This is a genomic window from Paenibacillus oralis, assembly GCF_003863965.1.
GTDB lineage: Bacteria > Bacillota > Bacilli > Paenibacillales > Paenibacillaceae > Fontibacillus > Fontibacillus oralis.
This window is the reverse complement of sequence record NZ_RRCN01000001.1, coordinates 3781651-3797605: the sequence shown is the minus strand read 5'-3', so window position 1 is coordinate 3797605 and position 15955 is coordinate 3781651. Positions and strand designations below refer to the sequence as shown.

Annotated in this window: 15 protein-coding genes; 6 read left to right on the top strand and 9 right to left on the bottom strand. The window is 52.0% G+C overall.

The window, feature by feature from the left end:
• Window positions 1–178: 178 nt before the first annotated feature.
• The 8 genes from EHV15_RS17015 to EHV15_RS16980 all read right to left on the bottom strand — a co-directional run bounded on the left by EHV15_RS17015 (window position 179) and on the right by EHV15_RS16980 (window position 8690).
• Window positions 179–1138: an ABC transporter permease gene (locus EHV15_RS17015; protein ID WP_128632243.1), complete on the bottom strand. Its 960-nt coding sequence runs from the start codon at window positions 1136–1138 to the stop codon at window positions 179–181.
• Window position 1139: 1 nt separating this feature from the next.
• Entirely contained in the window at window positions 1140–2213 is a 1074-nt protein-coding gene (locus tag EHV15_RS17010) for an ABC transporter permease (protein WP_128632242.1), read from the bottom strand.
• Window positions 2206–3744, bottom strand: a complete 1539-nt coding sequence (locus EHV15_RS17005) for an ABC transporter ATP-binding protein (protein ID WP_128632241.1) — start codon at window positions 3742–3744, stop codon at window positions 2206–2208. The genes EHV15_RS17010 and EHV15_RS17005 overlap by 8 nt, the downstream gene beginning before the upstream one ends.
• A 137-nt stretch (window positions 3745–3881) precedes the next feature.
• The gene (locus EHV15_RS17000; protein WP_128632240.1) at window positions 3882–4967 is read right to left on the bottom strand and encodes a BMP family lipoprotein; all 1086 of its coding nucleotides are present in this window, start codon (window positions 4965–4967) and stop codon (window positions 3882–3884) included.
• Between the two features lie 376 nt (window positions 4968–5343).
• Window positions 5344–5703, bottom strand: coding sequence for a 50S ribosomal protein L20 (gene rplT, locus EHV15_RS16995; protein WP_036624933.1), 360 nt, complete (start codon window positions 5701–5703; stop codon window positions 5344–5346).
• Between the two features lie 214 nt (window positions 5704–5917).
• A complete protein-coding gene (gene rpmI / locus EHV15_RS16990; RefSeq protein ID WP_059046389.1) occupies window positions 5918–6118 on the bottom strand; it encodes a 50S ribosomal protein L35 in 201 nt (66 codons plus the stop codon).
• Window positions 6119–6205: 87 nt separating this feature from the next.
• Window positions 6206–6700 (bottom strand): translation initiation factor IF-3, encoded by a 495-nt coding sequence (gene infC, locus EHV15_RS16985; protein WP_036624935.1) that lies wholly within the window; start codon window positions 6698–6700, stop codon window positions 6206–6208.
• A 751-nt stretch (window positions 6701–7451) separates the two neighbouring features.
• A complete protein-coding gene (locus tag EHV15_RS16980) occupies window positions 7452–8690 on the bottom strand; it encodes a glycosyltransferase family 2 protein (protein WP_128632239.1) in 1239 nt (412 codons plus the stop codon).
• Between the two features lie 623 nt (window positions 8691–9313).
• Here EHV15_RS16980 and EHV15_RS16975 point away from each other — a divergent pair.
• Together EHV15_RS16975 and EHV15_RS16970 are read left to right on the top strand one after the other, a co-directional pair.
• The gene (locus tag EHV15_RS16975) at window positions 9314–9841 is read left to right on the top strand and encodes a phosphatase PAP2 family protein (RefSeq protein ID WP_128632238.1); all 528 of its coding nucleotides are present in this window, start codon (window positions 9314–9316) and stop codon (window positions 9839–9841) included.
• A 52-nt stretch (window positions 9842–9893) separates the two neighbouring features.
• Window positions 9894–11033 carry an MGDG synthase family glycosyltransferase gene (locus EHV15_RS16970; protein WP_128632237.1) on the top strand — a complete coding sequence of 380 codons (1140 nt, stop codon included), beginning with the start codon at window positions 9894–9896 and terminating at the stop codon, window positions 11031–11033.
• A 55-nt stretch (window positions 11034–11088) separates the two neighbouring features.
• On the opposite strand, the gene trmB is transcribed toward EHV15_RS16970, so the two are convergent.
• Window positions 11089–11796 (bottom strand): tRNA (guanosine(46)-N7)-methyltransferase TrmB, encoded by a 708-nt coding sequence (gene trmB / locus EHV15_RS16965; protein ID WP_128632236.1) that lies wholly within the window; start codon window positions 11794–11796, stop codon window positions 11089–11091.
• 335 nt (window positions 11797–12131) lie between these two features.
• On the opposite strand from trmB, the gene mnmL reads away from it, so the two are divergent.
• The 4 genes from mnmL (at window position 12132) to EHV15_RS16945 (ending at window position 15525) form a co-directional block, all read left to right on the top strand.
• The gene (gene mnmL, locus EHV15_RS16960) at window positions 12132–13109 is read left to right on the top strand and encodes a tRNA modification radical SAM protein MnmL/YtqA (RefSeq protein WP_128632235.1); all 978 of its coding nucleotides are present in this window, start codon (window positions 12132–12134) and stop codon (window positions 13107–13109) included.
• On the top strand, window positions 13088–13669 hold the full coding sequence (mnmM, locus tag EHV15_RS16955) for a tRNA 5-(aminomethyl)-2-thiouridylate-methyltransferase MnmM (RefSeq protein ID WP_128632234.1): 582 nt from the start codon (window positions 13088–13090) through the stop codon (window positions 13667–13669). Before mnmL ends, mnmM begins: the two co-directional genes overlap by 22 nt.
• 28 nt (window positions 13670–13697) lie before the next feature.
• Window positions 13698–14099 carry a VOC family protein gene (locus tag EHV15_RS16950; RefSeq protein ID WP_128632233.1) on the top strand — a complete coding sequence of 134 codons (402 nt, stop codon included), beginning with the start codon at window positions 13698–13700 and terminating at the stop codon, window positions 14097–14099.
• Between the two features lie 469 nt (window positions 14100–14568).
• Entirely contained in the window at window positions 14569–15525 is a 957-nt protein-coding gene (locus EHV15_RS16945; protein ID WP_128632232.1) for an alpha/beta hydrolase, read from the top strand.
• Window positions 15526–15955 lie beyond the last annotated feature (430 nt).

Here is a 15955-nt window from a genome sequence, read left to right as displayed (position 1 = left end):
TTAATCGGCTATTTAGTGTTCAACCTAACATATTCGCCTGTCATCATCAGTGCCTGCACCATCGCCTTGACTTGAAAAAAAGGGCTCGTGTCACGGACCTTTTGCGAAAAAAAGAGATGCTTGCGCTTTAACGCAGCATCCCTTTGATATAGTCTTCTATAATGCTTTTCACGGGTTTTTACCTTTTTCCCGGATCGTATGGCGTTCCCAACGCGGACGGAGCCGACGAGCGGCCTACCGCGCCAACAAGCACGATGATCGTCAGGACGTACGGAATCATAAAAATAAACTCCTGCGGTATGCTTCTCGACCATTCAAACAACTGCACATAGTTGCGGATCGCCTGGGAGAAACCGAAGAACATCGCCGCTCCGAACGCGCCCAGCGGATTCCATTTGCCGAAAATCATCGCCGCAATCGCAATGTACCCTTGCCCGGAAATCGTATTGTGGGCAAACGTACTTGTTGTCGTCAGCGTAATCGTAGCGCCGCCAATACCCGCCAAGGCACCGCTAAGCAGCACGCCGATGTAACGCATGCGGGTTACGTTGACCCCCAGCGTATCGGCCGCGCTCGGATGTTCGCCCACGGCGCGAAGGCGCAGGCCAAACGGCGTTTTGAACAAAACGAAATAAACGACCACGACCAGAATCAACGCCAGATACGTCGTCGGATAGGAGTTGAAGACGCCCGGCCCGATGATCGGGATATCCCGGAGCACCGGGATGGCGTATTTCTGGAATACGTCTACCAGCGGCGTTTCCGCCGCCCCCTCAAACAGCAGCTTGACGATGTATACGGTCAGGCCCGCCGCCAAAAAGTTGATGACGATCCCGCTGATCGTCTGATCCGCTTTGAACGTGATGGAGGCAACCGCGTGAATAAGCGCCCCCAAAGCGCCGACAACGATGGCCGCCAGCACTCCGATCCATGGAGCGAATCCTCCCATTCCGGCCTCCTGGGCGTAATAGGTGCCTACGCCGGCCGCAAACGCCCCGAAGATCATCAAACCTTCCAAACCGATATTCACCACGCCGGAACGCTCCGAAAAAATGCCGCCCAGCGCCGTAAAAATCAGCGCGGTCGAAAATACAAGGGTTGAATTGAGCAGTTGACCAAGCAGCGTGAGTACGTCCATATCACAACACCTTCTCTTTCTTACGCTTCAGGAAGAAAGGCTTCAGTACCAACCGTACGATGCCCTGAGCGGCAATGAAGAATATGATCGAACCGAGTACGATCTTGATCAGCTCCGGCGGGACTTTGGCGGCAAAGCTCATCCCGGCCGAACCGTAAGTCAGCACGCCGTAAAGAATAGCGCCCAGGACTACGCCGAAAGGATGGTTCATCCCAAGCAACGCTACGGCGATCCCGTCGAACCCGTAACCCGGCGATGCGGCGTATACCGACTGATAGTGAAAAACGCCCAGCACTTCGAACGTGCCCGCCAGCCCGGCAAACACGCCGCTGATGAACATCGCCTTCACCACATTGCGGCCAACGTTCATCCCCGCGTACTCAGCTGCGTTCGGGTTAAGGCCAACCGAACGCATTTCGTACCCTTGTTTCGTTTTCCAAAGGTATACGAAGAAAAATACCGCTGCCAAAAGGGCGATGACCGTTCCCCAATGGAGCCGGGCATTGTTGAATATCCCAAACAGGAACGTCATCGACGCCGAAGCTTCGATATCCTCGGAACGGTTTTGGCCTTTCAGCAAAAAGAAGTTTCGGATCACGTAATTGGATAAGTACAAGGCCGTCCAGTTGAGCATGATCGTCGTAATAACCTCGTTAATACCTCGTTTAGCCTTAAGATACCCGGCGATGGCGGCCCAAAGTCCTCCGGCGATCCCGCCGGCGATGACCGCGAGCGGCACGAGGATAGCGGACGGCAAGCCCGCAAAGGACAGCGAGACGGCCGTAGCGGTCGTCATGCCGATAAGCACCTGCCCGTCCGCACCGATGTTGAACATCCCGGAACGGAACGCAAAAGCAACCGCCAAACCGGTGAAAATAAGCGGCGTAATCTGCCGGATCGTTTCGCCGAAATCGTACGGATTGCCGACGACCCGCTTAATTAAGGCGCCGTAAGCCACTAACGGATTATAGCCGCCGATCAGCATGACCACGGCACCGACCAGCAGCCCGAGCAATATCGCCACAAGCGGGACGATCAGGCTGTCCATCGTAAATATTTTGCGCAGTTTATCCAATCGACTGACCTCCCCGTTCCAGGCTTCCGGCCATCATTAGACCGAGTTCTTGATCGTTCGTTTCCTGCGGAAGCACTTCGCCGACGATCTTCCCCTCGTAAATGACGGCAATCCTGTCGGATACGTTCATGATTTCATCCAGCTCGAAGGAAATGAGCAGCACCGCTTTTCCCTGATCTCGCTGCTCCACCAGCTGTTTATGCACGAATTCGATCGCCCCGACATCAAGCCCCCGCGTCGGTTGGGCAGCGATAAGCAGGTCCGGATTTTTGTCTATTTCCCGAGCAATAATCGCCTTTTGCTGATTCCCGCCGGACAAAGAGCGGGCCTTAGTCTCGATGCTTGGCGTACGCACGTCGAACTGCTCGACCAAAACCTTGGCATGCTCGTCGATCGCGCGGTGGTTAAGCAGCATACCGCTGCTGTAAGGCGGCTTATAATACGTTTCCAGCACCATGTTTTCGCTGATGGAAAAATCGAGGACGAGCCCGTGCTTGTGCCGGTCTTCCGGAATATGCGATACGCCGCTTTCAATGATTTTACGGGTCGGCAGGTTCGCGAGTTCCTTCCCGGAAAGACGGATTGATCCGGATTCGATTTTGCGCAAACCCGTAATCGCTTCGATCAGCTCCGTTTGACCGTTGCCGTCAACCCCGGCGATTCCGACGATTTCCCCCGCCCGCACATCAAGATTCAAGCCATCCAGCACCGGAATGCCGTGTTTGTCCTTTGCCCTGATTTCACTGAGCTGCAAAACAGGCTGCCCGATTTTCGGCTCATTTTTGTCGATTTTGAACGATACCCCGCGGCCCACCATCTTTTCGGCGAGTTCGCTCGGATTCGTTTTGTTCGTCTCGACGGTATCGATCACTTTGCCGCGCCGGATGATCGTCACCCGGTCGGAAATTTGCATAATTTCCTTCAGCTTGTGGGTGATCAGGATGATCGATTTCCCTTCGGCGACGAGCCGGCGCATGATCGCCATCAGCTCTTCGATTTCCTGCGGCGTAAGCACTGCCGTAGGCTCGTCAAATATAAGTATATCCGCGCCCCGGAACAAAATCTTCATGATTTCCACCCGCTGTTGCATCCCGACGGAAATATCGTGGATTTTCGAGTTCGGATTAACATGAAGGCCGTATTGCTCCGACAATTTCGCCACTTGGGCGGACGCCGATTTATAGTCGATGTTAACGCCTTTTTTCGGCTCCATGCCGAGAATGATGTTCTCGGTCACCGTAAAAGGCTGGACAAGCTTAAAATGCTGGTGAACCATGCCTATTCCCAACTTGATCGCTTTATTGGGACTGTCGATCGTTACCGTTTGGCCGTTCATCTCGATCGTGCCCTCATCGGGTTGATAGAGCCCGAACAAAATGTTCATTAACGTTGATTTGCCTGCACCATTCTCGCCGAGAAGCGCGTGAATTTCCCCTTTTTTCAGGGTCAGGCTGATGGAATCGTTGGCCACTATGCCGGGAAAACGCTTTGTGATTTGCTTCAACTCGACTACGGGAGCCTCGGCATTCATGAAATCACCCTCACCATTTTGGGATATACGCAAGCAACAAGGCCAGTTCATCCACTGGCCTTGCCTGCTTGATTGCTATGTTTACTGCTGCTTGATTGCTACCGGCTGAAACCCAGCCGGAATTTGAAGCCGCTTGATTATTCGGCCGGAACCGTGATTTCGCCGCTTACGATTTTTTGTTTGTATTCTTCCACTTTGTCGAGAATTTCCTTGCTCAGGTTCGGATTTTCTTCCGGCAAGCCAACGCCGTCTTCTTTCAGCGTCAGGTTGGTAACTTGTCCGCCTTTAAACGTACCGTCGATGACTTGTTGGGATACGTTCTTCACCGCAACGTCAACGCGTTTAATCATCGAGGTCAAAGTAACTTCGTCACCAAATTCAATCGATTGGTCTTTGTCAACGCCGATAACCCACAATTTGTTTGCCCCGCCGGCGTTGTTGCGTGCGGTCGCTTCGTTGAACACACCGTTACCGGTTTGGCCGGCAGCCGGGAAAATAATATCCGCGCCATAATCAAACAATTGGCCTGCAAGAGATTTACCGACATCCGGTTTGTCATACGCGCCGGCATAAGTGATCTTGACTTCAGCATCCGGATTAACCGCTTTTACGCCCGCTTGGAAACCCACTTCAAAGCGTTTGATAACCGGGCTATCCGCACCGCCGATAAAACCGATTTTGTTCGTTTTTGTCGTCAAACCAGCTACGACACCAACCAGATAAGCCCCTTCATTTTCCGCAAACGTTACGGATTCCACGTTCGGAGCGTCAACCACGTTGTCGATAATGGCCAGTTTTGCGTTTGGATTCGCGTCAGCCACTTGTTTTGTAGCGTCGCCGAGGTCAAAGCCGATCGACCAAGTCAGATCATAGCCGTTTTGCACGAATTGGTTCAAGTTTGGAACGTAGTCCGCGCTGCTTGCGCTTTGCAAATATTGGTTTTGGATGCCTTTTTCTTTGTTCAGAGCTTGGAGCGCTTCCCATGCCGATTGGTTAAACGATTTGTCGTTAACGCCGCCTACGTCTGTGACGAGACCGATTTTCACATCGGAAGCGGAAGCCGTATCTCCGCCGTTGCCCGCACCGGCATTTCCGGTATTGGCCGCGTTGCCGGCGTTACCCGTGTTGGCAGCGCTATTGTTCGCCGCTTTCTGGCCGCAGCCGGCCAAAACCAACACGAAGGCGAGCATCATGACTAGAGAAAGTTTGAAGGCTTTGTTCATTGAAAAATAATCCCCCTTAAAATATTTATAACCTTGTCCAAGCAAGGTTTCGATATAGTCAGATTATACCTGCAAAATAAGCTAAAATCCATACTTTTAACGACCTTGGGTCAAATAATTTTCGTGTTTATTCCAGATAAAGCGCTTGCTTTTGACAAATTTCCCATACAATGTTCGTTACATGTGAACTTAAGCTGGCAAGAACTGTCTATATCCGAACTTTCCTTAGCAACCTGAAGGATAATGTAAGTCTTTTCCCCCGGCTCGCGTATCTATATACTTCCTCATTTTCTAATTTCCATGCCTGTCTTCGGCATCTTCTAAAAAAGGCGCCGCCCCGGTGGTCTATACCGGAAACAGCGCCTTGTCAACCTAATTAAGCGTTGATTTTTTCTTTGGCTACGGCAGCCAAAGAATTAAATGCGTTCAGGTCGTTGACGGCGAGATCCGCCAGCATTTTGCGGTTGATGTTCACTTCGGCCAATTTCAGGCCATGCATCAATTTGCTGTAGGACAAACCGTTCATGCGAGCTGCCGCATTGATACGAACGATCCAAAGCTTGCGGAAGTCGCGTTTTTTCGTGCGACGGTCGCGGTATGCGTACAGCAGGGATTTCATAACCTGCTCGTTCGCGGTTTTGAAAATGCGGTGCTTCGAACCGAAATAACCTTTAGCCAGTTTCAATACTTTTTTATGACGACGACGAACGACGAATCCGCCTTTTACTCTTGCCATATTAATAAACCTCCCAGAAAGTTGTGTTAAGTATGAGCGTTCAAAAAGTCAGGTTTTCAGCAGGCTTCGTGATAAGAAAACCTTTATCCATGCATCTGCACAGAAGCCAGACCGCCTTAAGCGGTGGTTTTTCTTGCGATATAAGGAAGCTGGTGCCGAGAGGGCTATACTTTCTTATATCTTCAAAAGATGACTTTTTGAACTACCTCTTTGATTACTTCAAGTTTGCCAGTTGTTGCTTCATACGGCTAACGTCACCTGCGTAAGCAACAGGGCTGTTGGCCAAAACACGTTTTGCCCGTTTCGACTTATGGGACAGCAAGTGATTGCGGTTCGCTTTGTAACGTCTAACTTTACCGGACCCGGTAATTTTGAAGCGGCCTTTAAGGCTGCTGTGAGTTTTCATTTTAGGCATTGTACTTCCCCCTCAAAGTTTGTGAGACGATTGTTCCCGTTCCAAGGCATTTCGCAGGCGAAATGCACATATATAGAAAACAAACGTTTAGTTTTTCGGCGCCAGAATCATGATCATGCTGCGTCCTTCCAGCTTCGGAAGGCGCTCAATGCTTGAGATTTCCGCAACTTCATCTTTAACGCGGTCGAGAATCTTTTTCCCGATGTCGGCATGGGCAATTTCGCGTCCGCGGAAGCGAACCGAACATTTCACCTTGTCGCCATCCTTCAAAAATTTGATCACATTGCGAAGCTTCGTTTGGAAATCGTGTTCCTCGATGTTGCTCCGGAACCAGACTTCTTTGATGTCCACAATTTTCTGATTTTTGCGGGCTTCCTTCTCTTTCTTCTGTTGCTCGTAACGGAACTTGCCATAGTCCATAATCCGGCAAACCGGCGGCTTGGCAGTCGGCGCAACGTTCACCAGATCCAGATTCAGGTCGATCGCCATCTGCAGCGCTTCACGCAGCGGCTTAATGCCGATTTGTTCTCCAGCAGCGCCAACCAGACGGACCTCTTTCGCACGAATCTCATCATTGATCAAATGTTCCTTACTGATAATTCTCCACCTCCAAAAGGTCTTAAGCTCTTTGACCAAAACTTGGGCACATAAAAAGGATGCAGGGTTTACGCCCGCATCCCAATTGATCGTCAATTCTTCATGAATATATCATTCATAAATCATTGGATCAAAACCAGCCAACGCAAAAGTCGGACAGGTGAGAAGCCAGGGCCTCTGCTTGCAATCCAAAAACTTCTTGCAACCTCAAATACTATAGCATGCGGATACACGCCAAGTCAAGCGGGTTTGATAAAAAAATACCTGACGGCGTCCTTTTATGGCTCTGACTTCTATTTTGGACGCTGCTCTAAGGGACACCAGCGACCTTATCCGCCCATTTCCCAGTTATTTCCCAGCCTAACGGACACCAACGACCCTATTTCGCTCTAAACCCGTTCATCCAGCACGATTTGAGGTGAATAAGGGCTTCTGTGTCCGTTACATTTTGCAAACCTCCGTTTTTTCGAAAATAGCGGCTCTGGTGTCCCTTAGCCCCCAGATTCCTCTTTTCCTCCCCTCTCTTCCTGCGCATCGCCCACTACCATGTTCGAATTTTTTTAATTCTATAATGTTAGTAGCGCAGCTACACGTTTTCGGAGAAACCGGCTTCGGAAGCATAAGCTGGTGAGCCTACGTGAGCACACGGAGGGCCCGGCTGAATCCAAGATTCGACGCCGAGCCCGCTTCGCTAGCACTACTTCGTGATCAAAAGTCGGTTTTTAAACCACATTTATCAGCCTTGTTTGCTTTGGACTTCTTCTAGGCGAACCACCCGCGTATGCTGCGTATGGCTCCACTGCTTGTTGTTTTGCGTAAAGAAAGCGTAGAACGTGATCGGCCACCAGGAGATCAGATAGATCGGGAAAAGGATCAAGTAAGCGTACACCTTCTTGGACTTCACCTTCTCCAGAACCATGGCCGCCAGGAAAATAAACACGTTCGCCGCGATCGCCAGAAAAGAAACCCACATCGGCAAATATTGATAAAGCGTATCGAAATGCGGCCCTTGAAGCAGCGACTGGTCCACCCAGATCAATGCCGTCAGCAGGAACGTCAGCAGCACGATGTAAACGTTGACCCCATAAAGCGCCATGTCCAGCTTGACCATATTGCGTTCCTTGATGCTCTTCCAGAGCAGCGGGAAGAAGTAACGCCGGGCGACCGTAAAGTGCCCCTGCATCCAGCGCAAACGCTGGCGCGCCGAAGCTTTGAACGTCAGCGGCTTCTCGTCGAACAGCTTGGCGTCGTAGTTAAACACCGGATACACGCCCCGCTCCACGCAGCGCATCGTAAATTCCAGGTCTTCGACCAAACTTGTCGCGCCCCAGCCCATCTCTTTGAGCAGGTTCGTTTCAAAGCACATGCCCGTGCCGCCCAGGAAATTCGCCATATTCAAATTGTGCCGGGACAGCTGCCATAGCCGATTGCAGTACCAGTACGAAATCCCGTAAGAAGCCGTAATCCAGGAATCCTCCGGGTTCTTCGTATCGATGTACCCTTGGATAACGCGGGCGCCGGAGCACAGATCGTTGTTCATTTCCCGCAGGAAATCCGGATGCGCCAGGTTGTCGGCGTCAAACATCACGATTGCGTCGTACTGGCGCGGCATTTTCCACAACTGCTTCAGCATCCATTCGATCGCGTAGCCTTTGCCGCGCAAATTCGGATTGCTGCGGACGCAGGCGTTCATGCCGTGGCTGCGGACGATGTTCGCCGTGCCGTCCGTGCAGTTATCGCAAATGACAAATACGTCGAACAATTCTTTCGGATAGTTCAGGAGCTTGAGATTTTCCATCAAAGCCCCGACCACTTTTTCTTCGTTATGCGCCGCGACAAGCACGGCAAAAGATTTGGTTGGCTCGAATTGCCTTTTCGTTTTTTTCTTGTACATGCCGAATAAAGCTAGACCGAACTGATACACCCCAATCACCGCAAGCACCACCTGCAGTGAGACCAAGATGATGTCCAACATGATTTCTTGCCCCCTTTTTTCTCCTCCGCTTTCTATCTCTGTATGTACGGAGTGTTTTGAGTGAACTGACCCTTTTTTTTGTTGCTGTTCCTTTTTTTGTCTCTTGAATGGCATTTTTTTCTAATCAAATTAACGTGACGCATTCGATTTTCCACGACTTTGCCGCTTTTGTCAAAGCCACTATAACCCCGCCGTAGCGCAAATACATCCGAAGTTGGCCTATTTTCGCATACGGGACCCCCGCATCCTGCTTTCAGGTGCGGTTTGTTCTTATTTTCATCACTTTTGGCACTTTTTATTTCAGGTTCCAACTTTTTTTTCATTCACCACGTCAAAAAAAGGAACGTTCCATATAAACAGACGTGACAAAGCGGCAAAAAGTTTACAGATTCCTGCACTTTTTTTTAAACTTTTTTGCTATTATTTGAATCATTGTAAAGGGAGGGCGGGCAAAAAGTCAAAAACCTGCAGTTATGCCTGCGACAAAAAAACAGTTCTTGAAAAGGCCATGGATAAAAAATATGATAAGTCTAACCTGAAAATGCCATCCTACTTTTTAACCAAAACGTAAAAACGGGCAGTTTTAGGCCGTAAATGCGGCAAACCAAACGCGGAGGGATCTCATGAATCAACTCATTCAAAAACTAAAAAACCTGGACCGCCGGATTTTTGTGGGCATCAACGGCCGCTGGCACCGCAAATTTCTCAATTCCTGGCTTTATCGATTAACTTTTTTGGGCGGGGCTACGTTTACGATCGCCTCTTCCCTGTTAATTTGGCTTGCCGCGCCCCAACCCTGGAGCAGGGTAGGCCTGCAATCATGCGTTGCGCTTGCGCTCAGCCATCTTCCCGTCGCACTCGTCAAAAAAACTTACCCGCGCGTTCGGCCGTATTTGACGCTTCCGGGCACGAATACCTTCAGGAATCCGCTGAAGGACCATTCTTTTCCTTCCGGGCACACGACAGCGATTTTTTCGGTAACGGTACCGTTTGTGGCCGCCGTTCCTGCGCTCGGATTTGTGCTTTTGCCCGTGGCGCTGCTGGTCGCCGTTTCGCGGATTTACCTGGGCCTGCATTATCCTTCGGATTGCCTTGCCGGCGCGGTGATCGGTTCTTGCGTAGCCCTCGGCACGGTTGCATTCTGGGCGTAAAGGGGATATTGTAGTTCAGTAGGAAAACCTTGCAGGAAAAGGTGAAACCAAAGTGCATAAACAAAGAGTCTTGCTTTTATCCGAAGGGTTTGGAGCGGGACATACCCAGGCGGCCTATGCGCTCTCCAGCAGTTTACGGAAACTGGCGCCAAACGTGCAAACGAAAGTCCTGGAGCTTGGCAGTTTTTTGAATCCGAGAGTGGCTCCGCTCTTCATAACCGCTTACAAAAAAACGGTGTCCACCCAGCCCAGACTTATACGCATGATGTACCGCAGCAATTACAAAAAATCCATGAACCGATTGACGACGCTTGCTCTACATCGGATTTTTTATACCCGCACCATCCAGATCATACGCCAGCTGCATCCCGACGTGATCGTCTGCACTCACCCGATTCCTAGCGCGGTCATCTCGCGGATGAAGCGGCTGGGCATGCTTGACGTGCCGCTGTGCACCGTGATTACCGATTATGACGTACACGGGGCGTGGGTAAGCCGGGAAGTGAACTGCTACCTCGTCTCTACCGACCAGGTGCAGCGCAAGCTGATGGACCGCGGCGTGGAGAAGAGCAAAATCCTGATCACGGGCATTCCCGTGCACCCGAATTTCTGGGAGCGCCACCGCAAGGAAGACATCCGCCTGCAGTTCGGCTTGAAGGATATGCCGACCGTTCTGGTGATGGGCGGCGGCTGGGGGTTTATGAAGGATGAGGCAGTGAACTCGCTGCTGGCCTTGTACCGGGAGAATATCCAAATCATTTTCTGCTTCGGCAACAATGAAAAATCGCTGGAAAAAATGAAAAAGGATCCCCGTTTCATCCATCCCAATATTCGGCTGCTCGGATTCACGAAGGAAATCGACAAGCTGATGGAAATCTCCGACCTGCTGATTACGAAGCCCGGGGGAATGACCTGCTCCGAAGGACTGGCCAAAGGCATTCCGATGCTGTTCCACAAACCGCTTCCCGGTCAGGAGGAAGAAAACTCCCACTATTTCGCCCAGCAAGGATGGGGAACTCCGATCGATTCCCTGGACGATATCACGAACTGGATCAAACGCTTGACCGACGATTACGAGGAGGTCGTCCGCGCTCGGGAAGACGCGCTGAGCCATATCGCCCGCTTCCGTCCGATGCAGAGCGCCCAGGCCATTATCGATCTTCTTGGAAATACGAATTTTATCCGAAAATAAAGCAAGGCGGCCGCAAGGGTATCCCCATGCGCCGCCTTGTTTTTCCAAGCCAGATCTAAAACCGCTCCATCTTATGCTCATGGTATCGCTCCAGAGCCGCTTTCCCCACGATCGCCTCGCAGCGGTAAATCGGCATGCCTTGTCCGACGAATTTGCTTTCGTATTCCGTCATGACATGCTCCTCATTAACGCCTCCCTCGTGCAAACTGAGCGAAATATCGTTCATCTGCAGCCCGCACGCGGCAAACGAATTCAGCGAAAACTCAAACAAAATCCGGGAATCCGTCTTAAAATGAATTTCCCCACGTTCGTTCAGCAGGGCCCGGTATTTGTCCAGAAATCTCGGGTGCGTCAACCTTCTGCGCCAATGTTTCTTTTTCGGCCAGGGATCGCTGAAATTCAGATAAATCCGCTCCACTTCCCCCGGAGCAAAAAACTCTTCCAGCGATTCGACATTTCCAAGCGCCAGCCGTACGCTTTCCGGCCGCTCCGCGCCCTGCTCCCGCCAAATCGTCCGCACCTTCTCGCTCGCCCGGCGAATCAGTTCATCGTACATATCCATGCCGATGAAATTGGCCTCCGGGTATTTCACACTCATTCCACTGATAAACTGGCCTTTTCCCATGCCAAGCTCGATGTGAATCGGCCGTCCGTTGCCGAACAGCTCCGCCCAGCGTCCTTTATATTCCCGGGGATCCAGCACAACCAAATCGCGCTGCTGCTCCAAATCCTCCCGAATGCCTTTTCTGCCGCGTAAACGCATGTTATTCCTCCGCTTTTCTTGTTATTCGTACTTGCAATATTTTGCCGAACATCGTCATAAAAGTAAAGAGCGGAAAATGAAAAAGGAACCAAAACGAACGCCGGGGAGACGAACGAGTGATTCCTTTTTCGATATATTTTGGAATTGGGGTTCCAACAAATTTAATACATTCAAAATAACATAATCCTTATTTCACTGCAAGGAAGCTACCAGGCTCTATTCCCCTTTTTTCAAAAAATTTGATACAATGAATCAGGTGGAATGGCCGAAACGGCGGGCTTTTCCCAGTGAATAAATATACAAAATTTTTTTTTGACAAAATAAAGGAGCTTGTGATGAGTACACTAATGGCGGACACTCCTGCGTTGTGGGGAGACAAGCGATTTCATACCTGGAATACCGAGATGCGCCGCGAATTCGGGGAAAAAGTGTTCAAGGTGATGCTGGATGCCGGCTTTACCTGCCCCAACCGCGACGGTTCCATCGCCAAAGGCGGCTGCACCTTTTGCAGCGCCCGCGGCTCGGGGGACTTTGCCGGCAGCCGCCGGGACGACCTGGTCACCCAATTCAACCATATCCGCGACCGGCAGCACCAGAAATGGCCGCAGGCCAAGTACATCGGTTACTTTCAGGCTTATACGAATACGTATGCCCCGGTAGAGGTGCTCCGCGAATATTACGAGGCGATCCTCGAGCAGCCCGGCGTCGTCGGCTTGTCCATCGCCACCCGGCCGGATTGTCTCCCGGACGACGTCGTCGATTATTTGGCCGAGTTGAATGAACGAACTTATTTATGGGTCGAGATGGGGCTGCAGAGCATCCATGAATCGACGTCCGAACTGATCAACCGGGCGCATGATACAGAGTGTTATCTTAACGCCGTCGAGAAGCTGCGCCAACGGAACATCCGCGTCTGCACGCATATCATTTACGGCCTCCCGCAGGAAACCCACGAAATGATGCTCGAAACAGGGCGGGCCGTCGCTGACATGGATGTTCAGGGCATCAAAATCCACTTGCTCCACCTGATGCGCAAAACGCCGATGGTGAAGCAGTATGAAGCGGGACTATTGCGGTTTCTCGAAATGGACGAATACATTAAATTGATCGTCGATACGCTGGAGTTTCTGCCGCCGGAGATGATCGTCCACCGCCTGACGGGGGACGCGCCGCGCGACCTGCTGATCGGGCCGATGTGGAGCCTGAAAAAATGGGAGGTGCTGAACGCGATCGACGCCGAGCTGAAGCGGCGCGATTCCTGGCAAGGCAAATACTGGAGGGGGCAAGGAGCATGGGTTTCCTCTCGGTGTTAAGCATGGCTCACAAGCTGGCGGGCGAACGGCTGCAGCCGGGCGATCCCGCGGTCGACGCCACCGCCGGCACCGGGGCGGACACGCTGTTTTTGGCCAAAGCCTGCGGACCGAAGGGGCGGGTGTTCGCCTTCGATATTCAACCGCAGGCCTTAAACTTGACCCGGGAACGGCTAGGCAAAGAGGAACCCTCCTCCCTGGCCGGCGTCACCCTGATCGAACGCAGCCATGCCGAGATGGAGGCTGCTTTGCCCGCCGAGGTCCATGGCCGTTTGGGCGCCGTGATGTTCAATCTCGGCTACCTGCCGGCCGCAGGAGCGGACCCGGCGCTGATCACGCAGCCGGGCAGCACGCTCCCCGCGCTGGAGGCCGCCGTGCGCCTGCTGCGGCCGCGCGGGATTCTCACCGCTGTCCTCTACCCGGGGCATCCCGGCGGCGATACCGAAGCCCGGGCCGTGGAAGCCTGGGCCGCGTCGCTGCCTTCGGCAGCCGGACAAGCGATCGTGTACCGGCAGCTGCAAAGGCCATCCGCGCCTTATTTGGTCGCCATAGAGAAAAAATAAAACGATAAACGAAAGCTGGGATTCATTCATGGGTATTCACAAAATTGAGCATGTCGGGATTCGCGTATCTGCGCTGGAGGATTCGATCGAATTTTACGAGCGGGTTATCGGGCTGAAGCTGCTTCATACGATCGGGGAGGTCGGCGACCCGTTGCGGCTTGCTTTTCTCGCTTTTCCGGGACAGGAGTCAGTAGAAGTAGAACTGGTTAGTTTGCAGGGCGGGGAAGATCTGCCTGGGGAAGGGCGCGTTCACCACATTGCCTTTACGGCCAGCGAGATCGAGGAAGAATATGCCCGTATCGCCGGTCTGGGGCTGTCGGGGCTCGACAAGGACATCCGCTCGCTCCCGGGCGGCGGCGGCCGCTTTTTCTTCTTTAGCGGACCGGACGGCGAGCGGATTGAGTTTTTTCAGCCGGCTGTGACGGTGTGACGGTGTGATAGTGGGACCACGGACAAACCATATTGTACTGCAGATTGTGAGAACGAGTGATGGAATCAACTGCAAAAGTGCATTCTATTTTTCCGCAAATCACCATTTTAGCGCGATTGAAATGCAAAAGTACATCTCATTTAGGGCTATACGATAAAAAATAGATTTTGGCCCGAATTGAACTGCATTTTTACATTTGAACCATAAGTTTAGAGGGGTTTCGACAAAAACCGCCTGCACTTTTGCATTTCGTGGGATTTCCTCTCTTCCTTTATCACAGTGAGGCAGGAGTGGCATATAGTTCCTTCCACGCAAAGGTTTTAGACACGTTCAAGTTTCCGAATAGCAGCTTCAAGCCACGCATTTCATCGGTGTCAAACCCTTGCTCCACCTGTTTTTAAGCTGATTTTCGTTCTGTGAAAGTTGAGTTGCATTTTTCTTAACAATTCTGAGAAAGCGAGTGCTGCGCATGGAAGAGCGAACTTTTACGTTCGAAAACGGCGCCGGCCATGACGTGTTCGTCTATCGCTGGAGCGCGGAAGGGGCGGCTCCCCCGCCGCGGGGCGTGCTGCAAATCGCTCACGGCATGGCCGAAACCGCGAAAAGATACGAGCGCCTGGCCCGGGTGTTGACCGCCCGCGGCTTTGTCGTATACGCCAACGACCATCGCGGCCATGGCCGCACTGCCAGAGGCCCGGAGGAATTGGGCTGGCCCGGCGAAAACGGCTTTAACGGCATGGTGCAGGATCTCATCGCCCTTGGCGCAATCATCCGCGGCGAGCACCCGGAGCTGCCGGTGTTTTTGCTTGGCCACAGCATGGGTTCTTTTTTGACGCAAAAAATGATGTATGCTGCTCATGAGCCTTACCGCGGGTTCGTCCTAACGGGTACGAACGGGCCGCGCTCGCTGCTCGGCTTCGGCAAAAACCTGGCCCGCCTGCAGGCAAGGTTTCAAGGAGATGATCATCCCAGTTTCCTGATGAACATGCTCACCTTCGGCGGCTTCAACCGGAAGTTTCTGCCCGCCAGAACCCCGTTTGACTGGTTGTCCCGCGACGAGCTCGAGGTTGACAAATACATAAACGACCCTTACTGCGGTTTTTTGTGCAGCGCCGGTTTTTTTCAGGATTTCTTCGATCTGCTGCAGGAGATCCATCAGCCGGAGCAGCTGCAGGATATCCCGAAGCATAAGCCGGTCTATATTTTCGCCGGCGATCAGGACCCCGTCGGCCTGCACGGCGAAGGCATTCGACGGCTGAGCGCTTTGTATTCCTGGCTGGGGCTGCGGGAAGTCAAGGTGAAACTGTACCCCGGCGGGCGCCACGAAATGCTGAACGAAATCAACCGCGACGAAGTGATGAACGACCTTGCCGATTGGCTGGAGCACCATTTGCCCGTTAACGCGGCGGCTGAGGGCAGCTCATAATATAGCAATCAAGCCGCTGAACAAGTCAGCGGCTTGATTTTGGTGCTTGCGCAGGTTGATCGGCAACTGGCTTTCCTCCGAATGTTCGCCGATGTTCGCTGGGACGTCCGCTAGATACTCGGTGAAATTCCCGGAAGAATTCCTGCCGGATGCCCGCCGAATATTCAATAGGATGCACGATAGCGGCATTTTTTGTCCTTATTTTCGTCATTCGGACACTTTCGGAAGCAATAGCGGCATTTTGGGCCTCTATTTCGAGCCGGTGATCACTAGCGTTGCATAAACTCTTGCACTAGACAAGTTGTAGCCCTGATACTTTCCAGGTTTCCCGAAATTGCTCAGGTTTTCGAATCGAAACTATCGTCCGCAGGAAATCTAACGGTTGTAACTGCGGCTATTTTACGAAAAAAGGCCTTTTGTAAATTCTAAC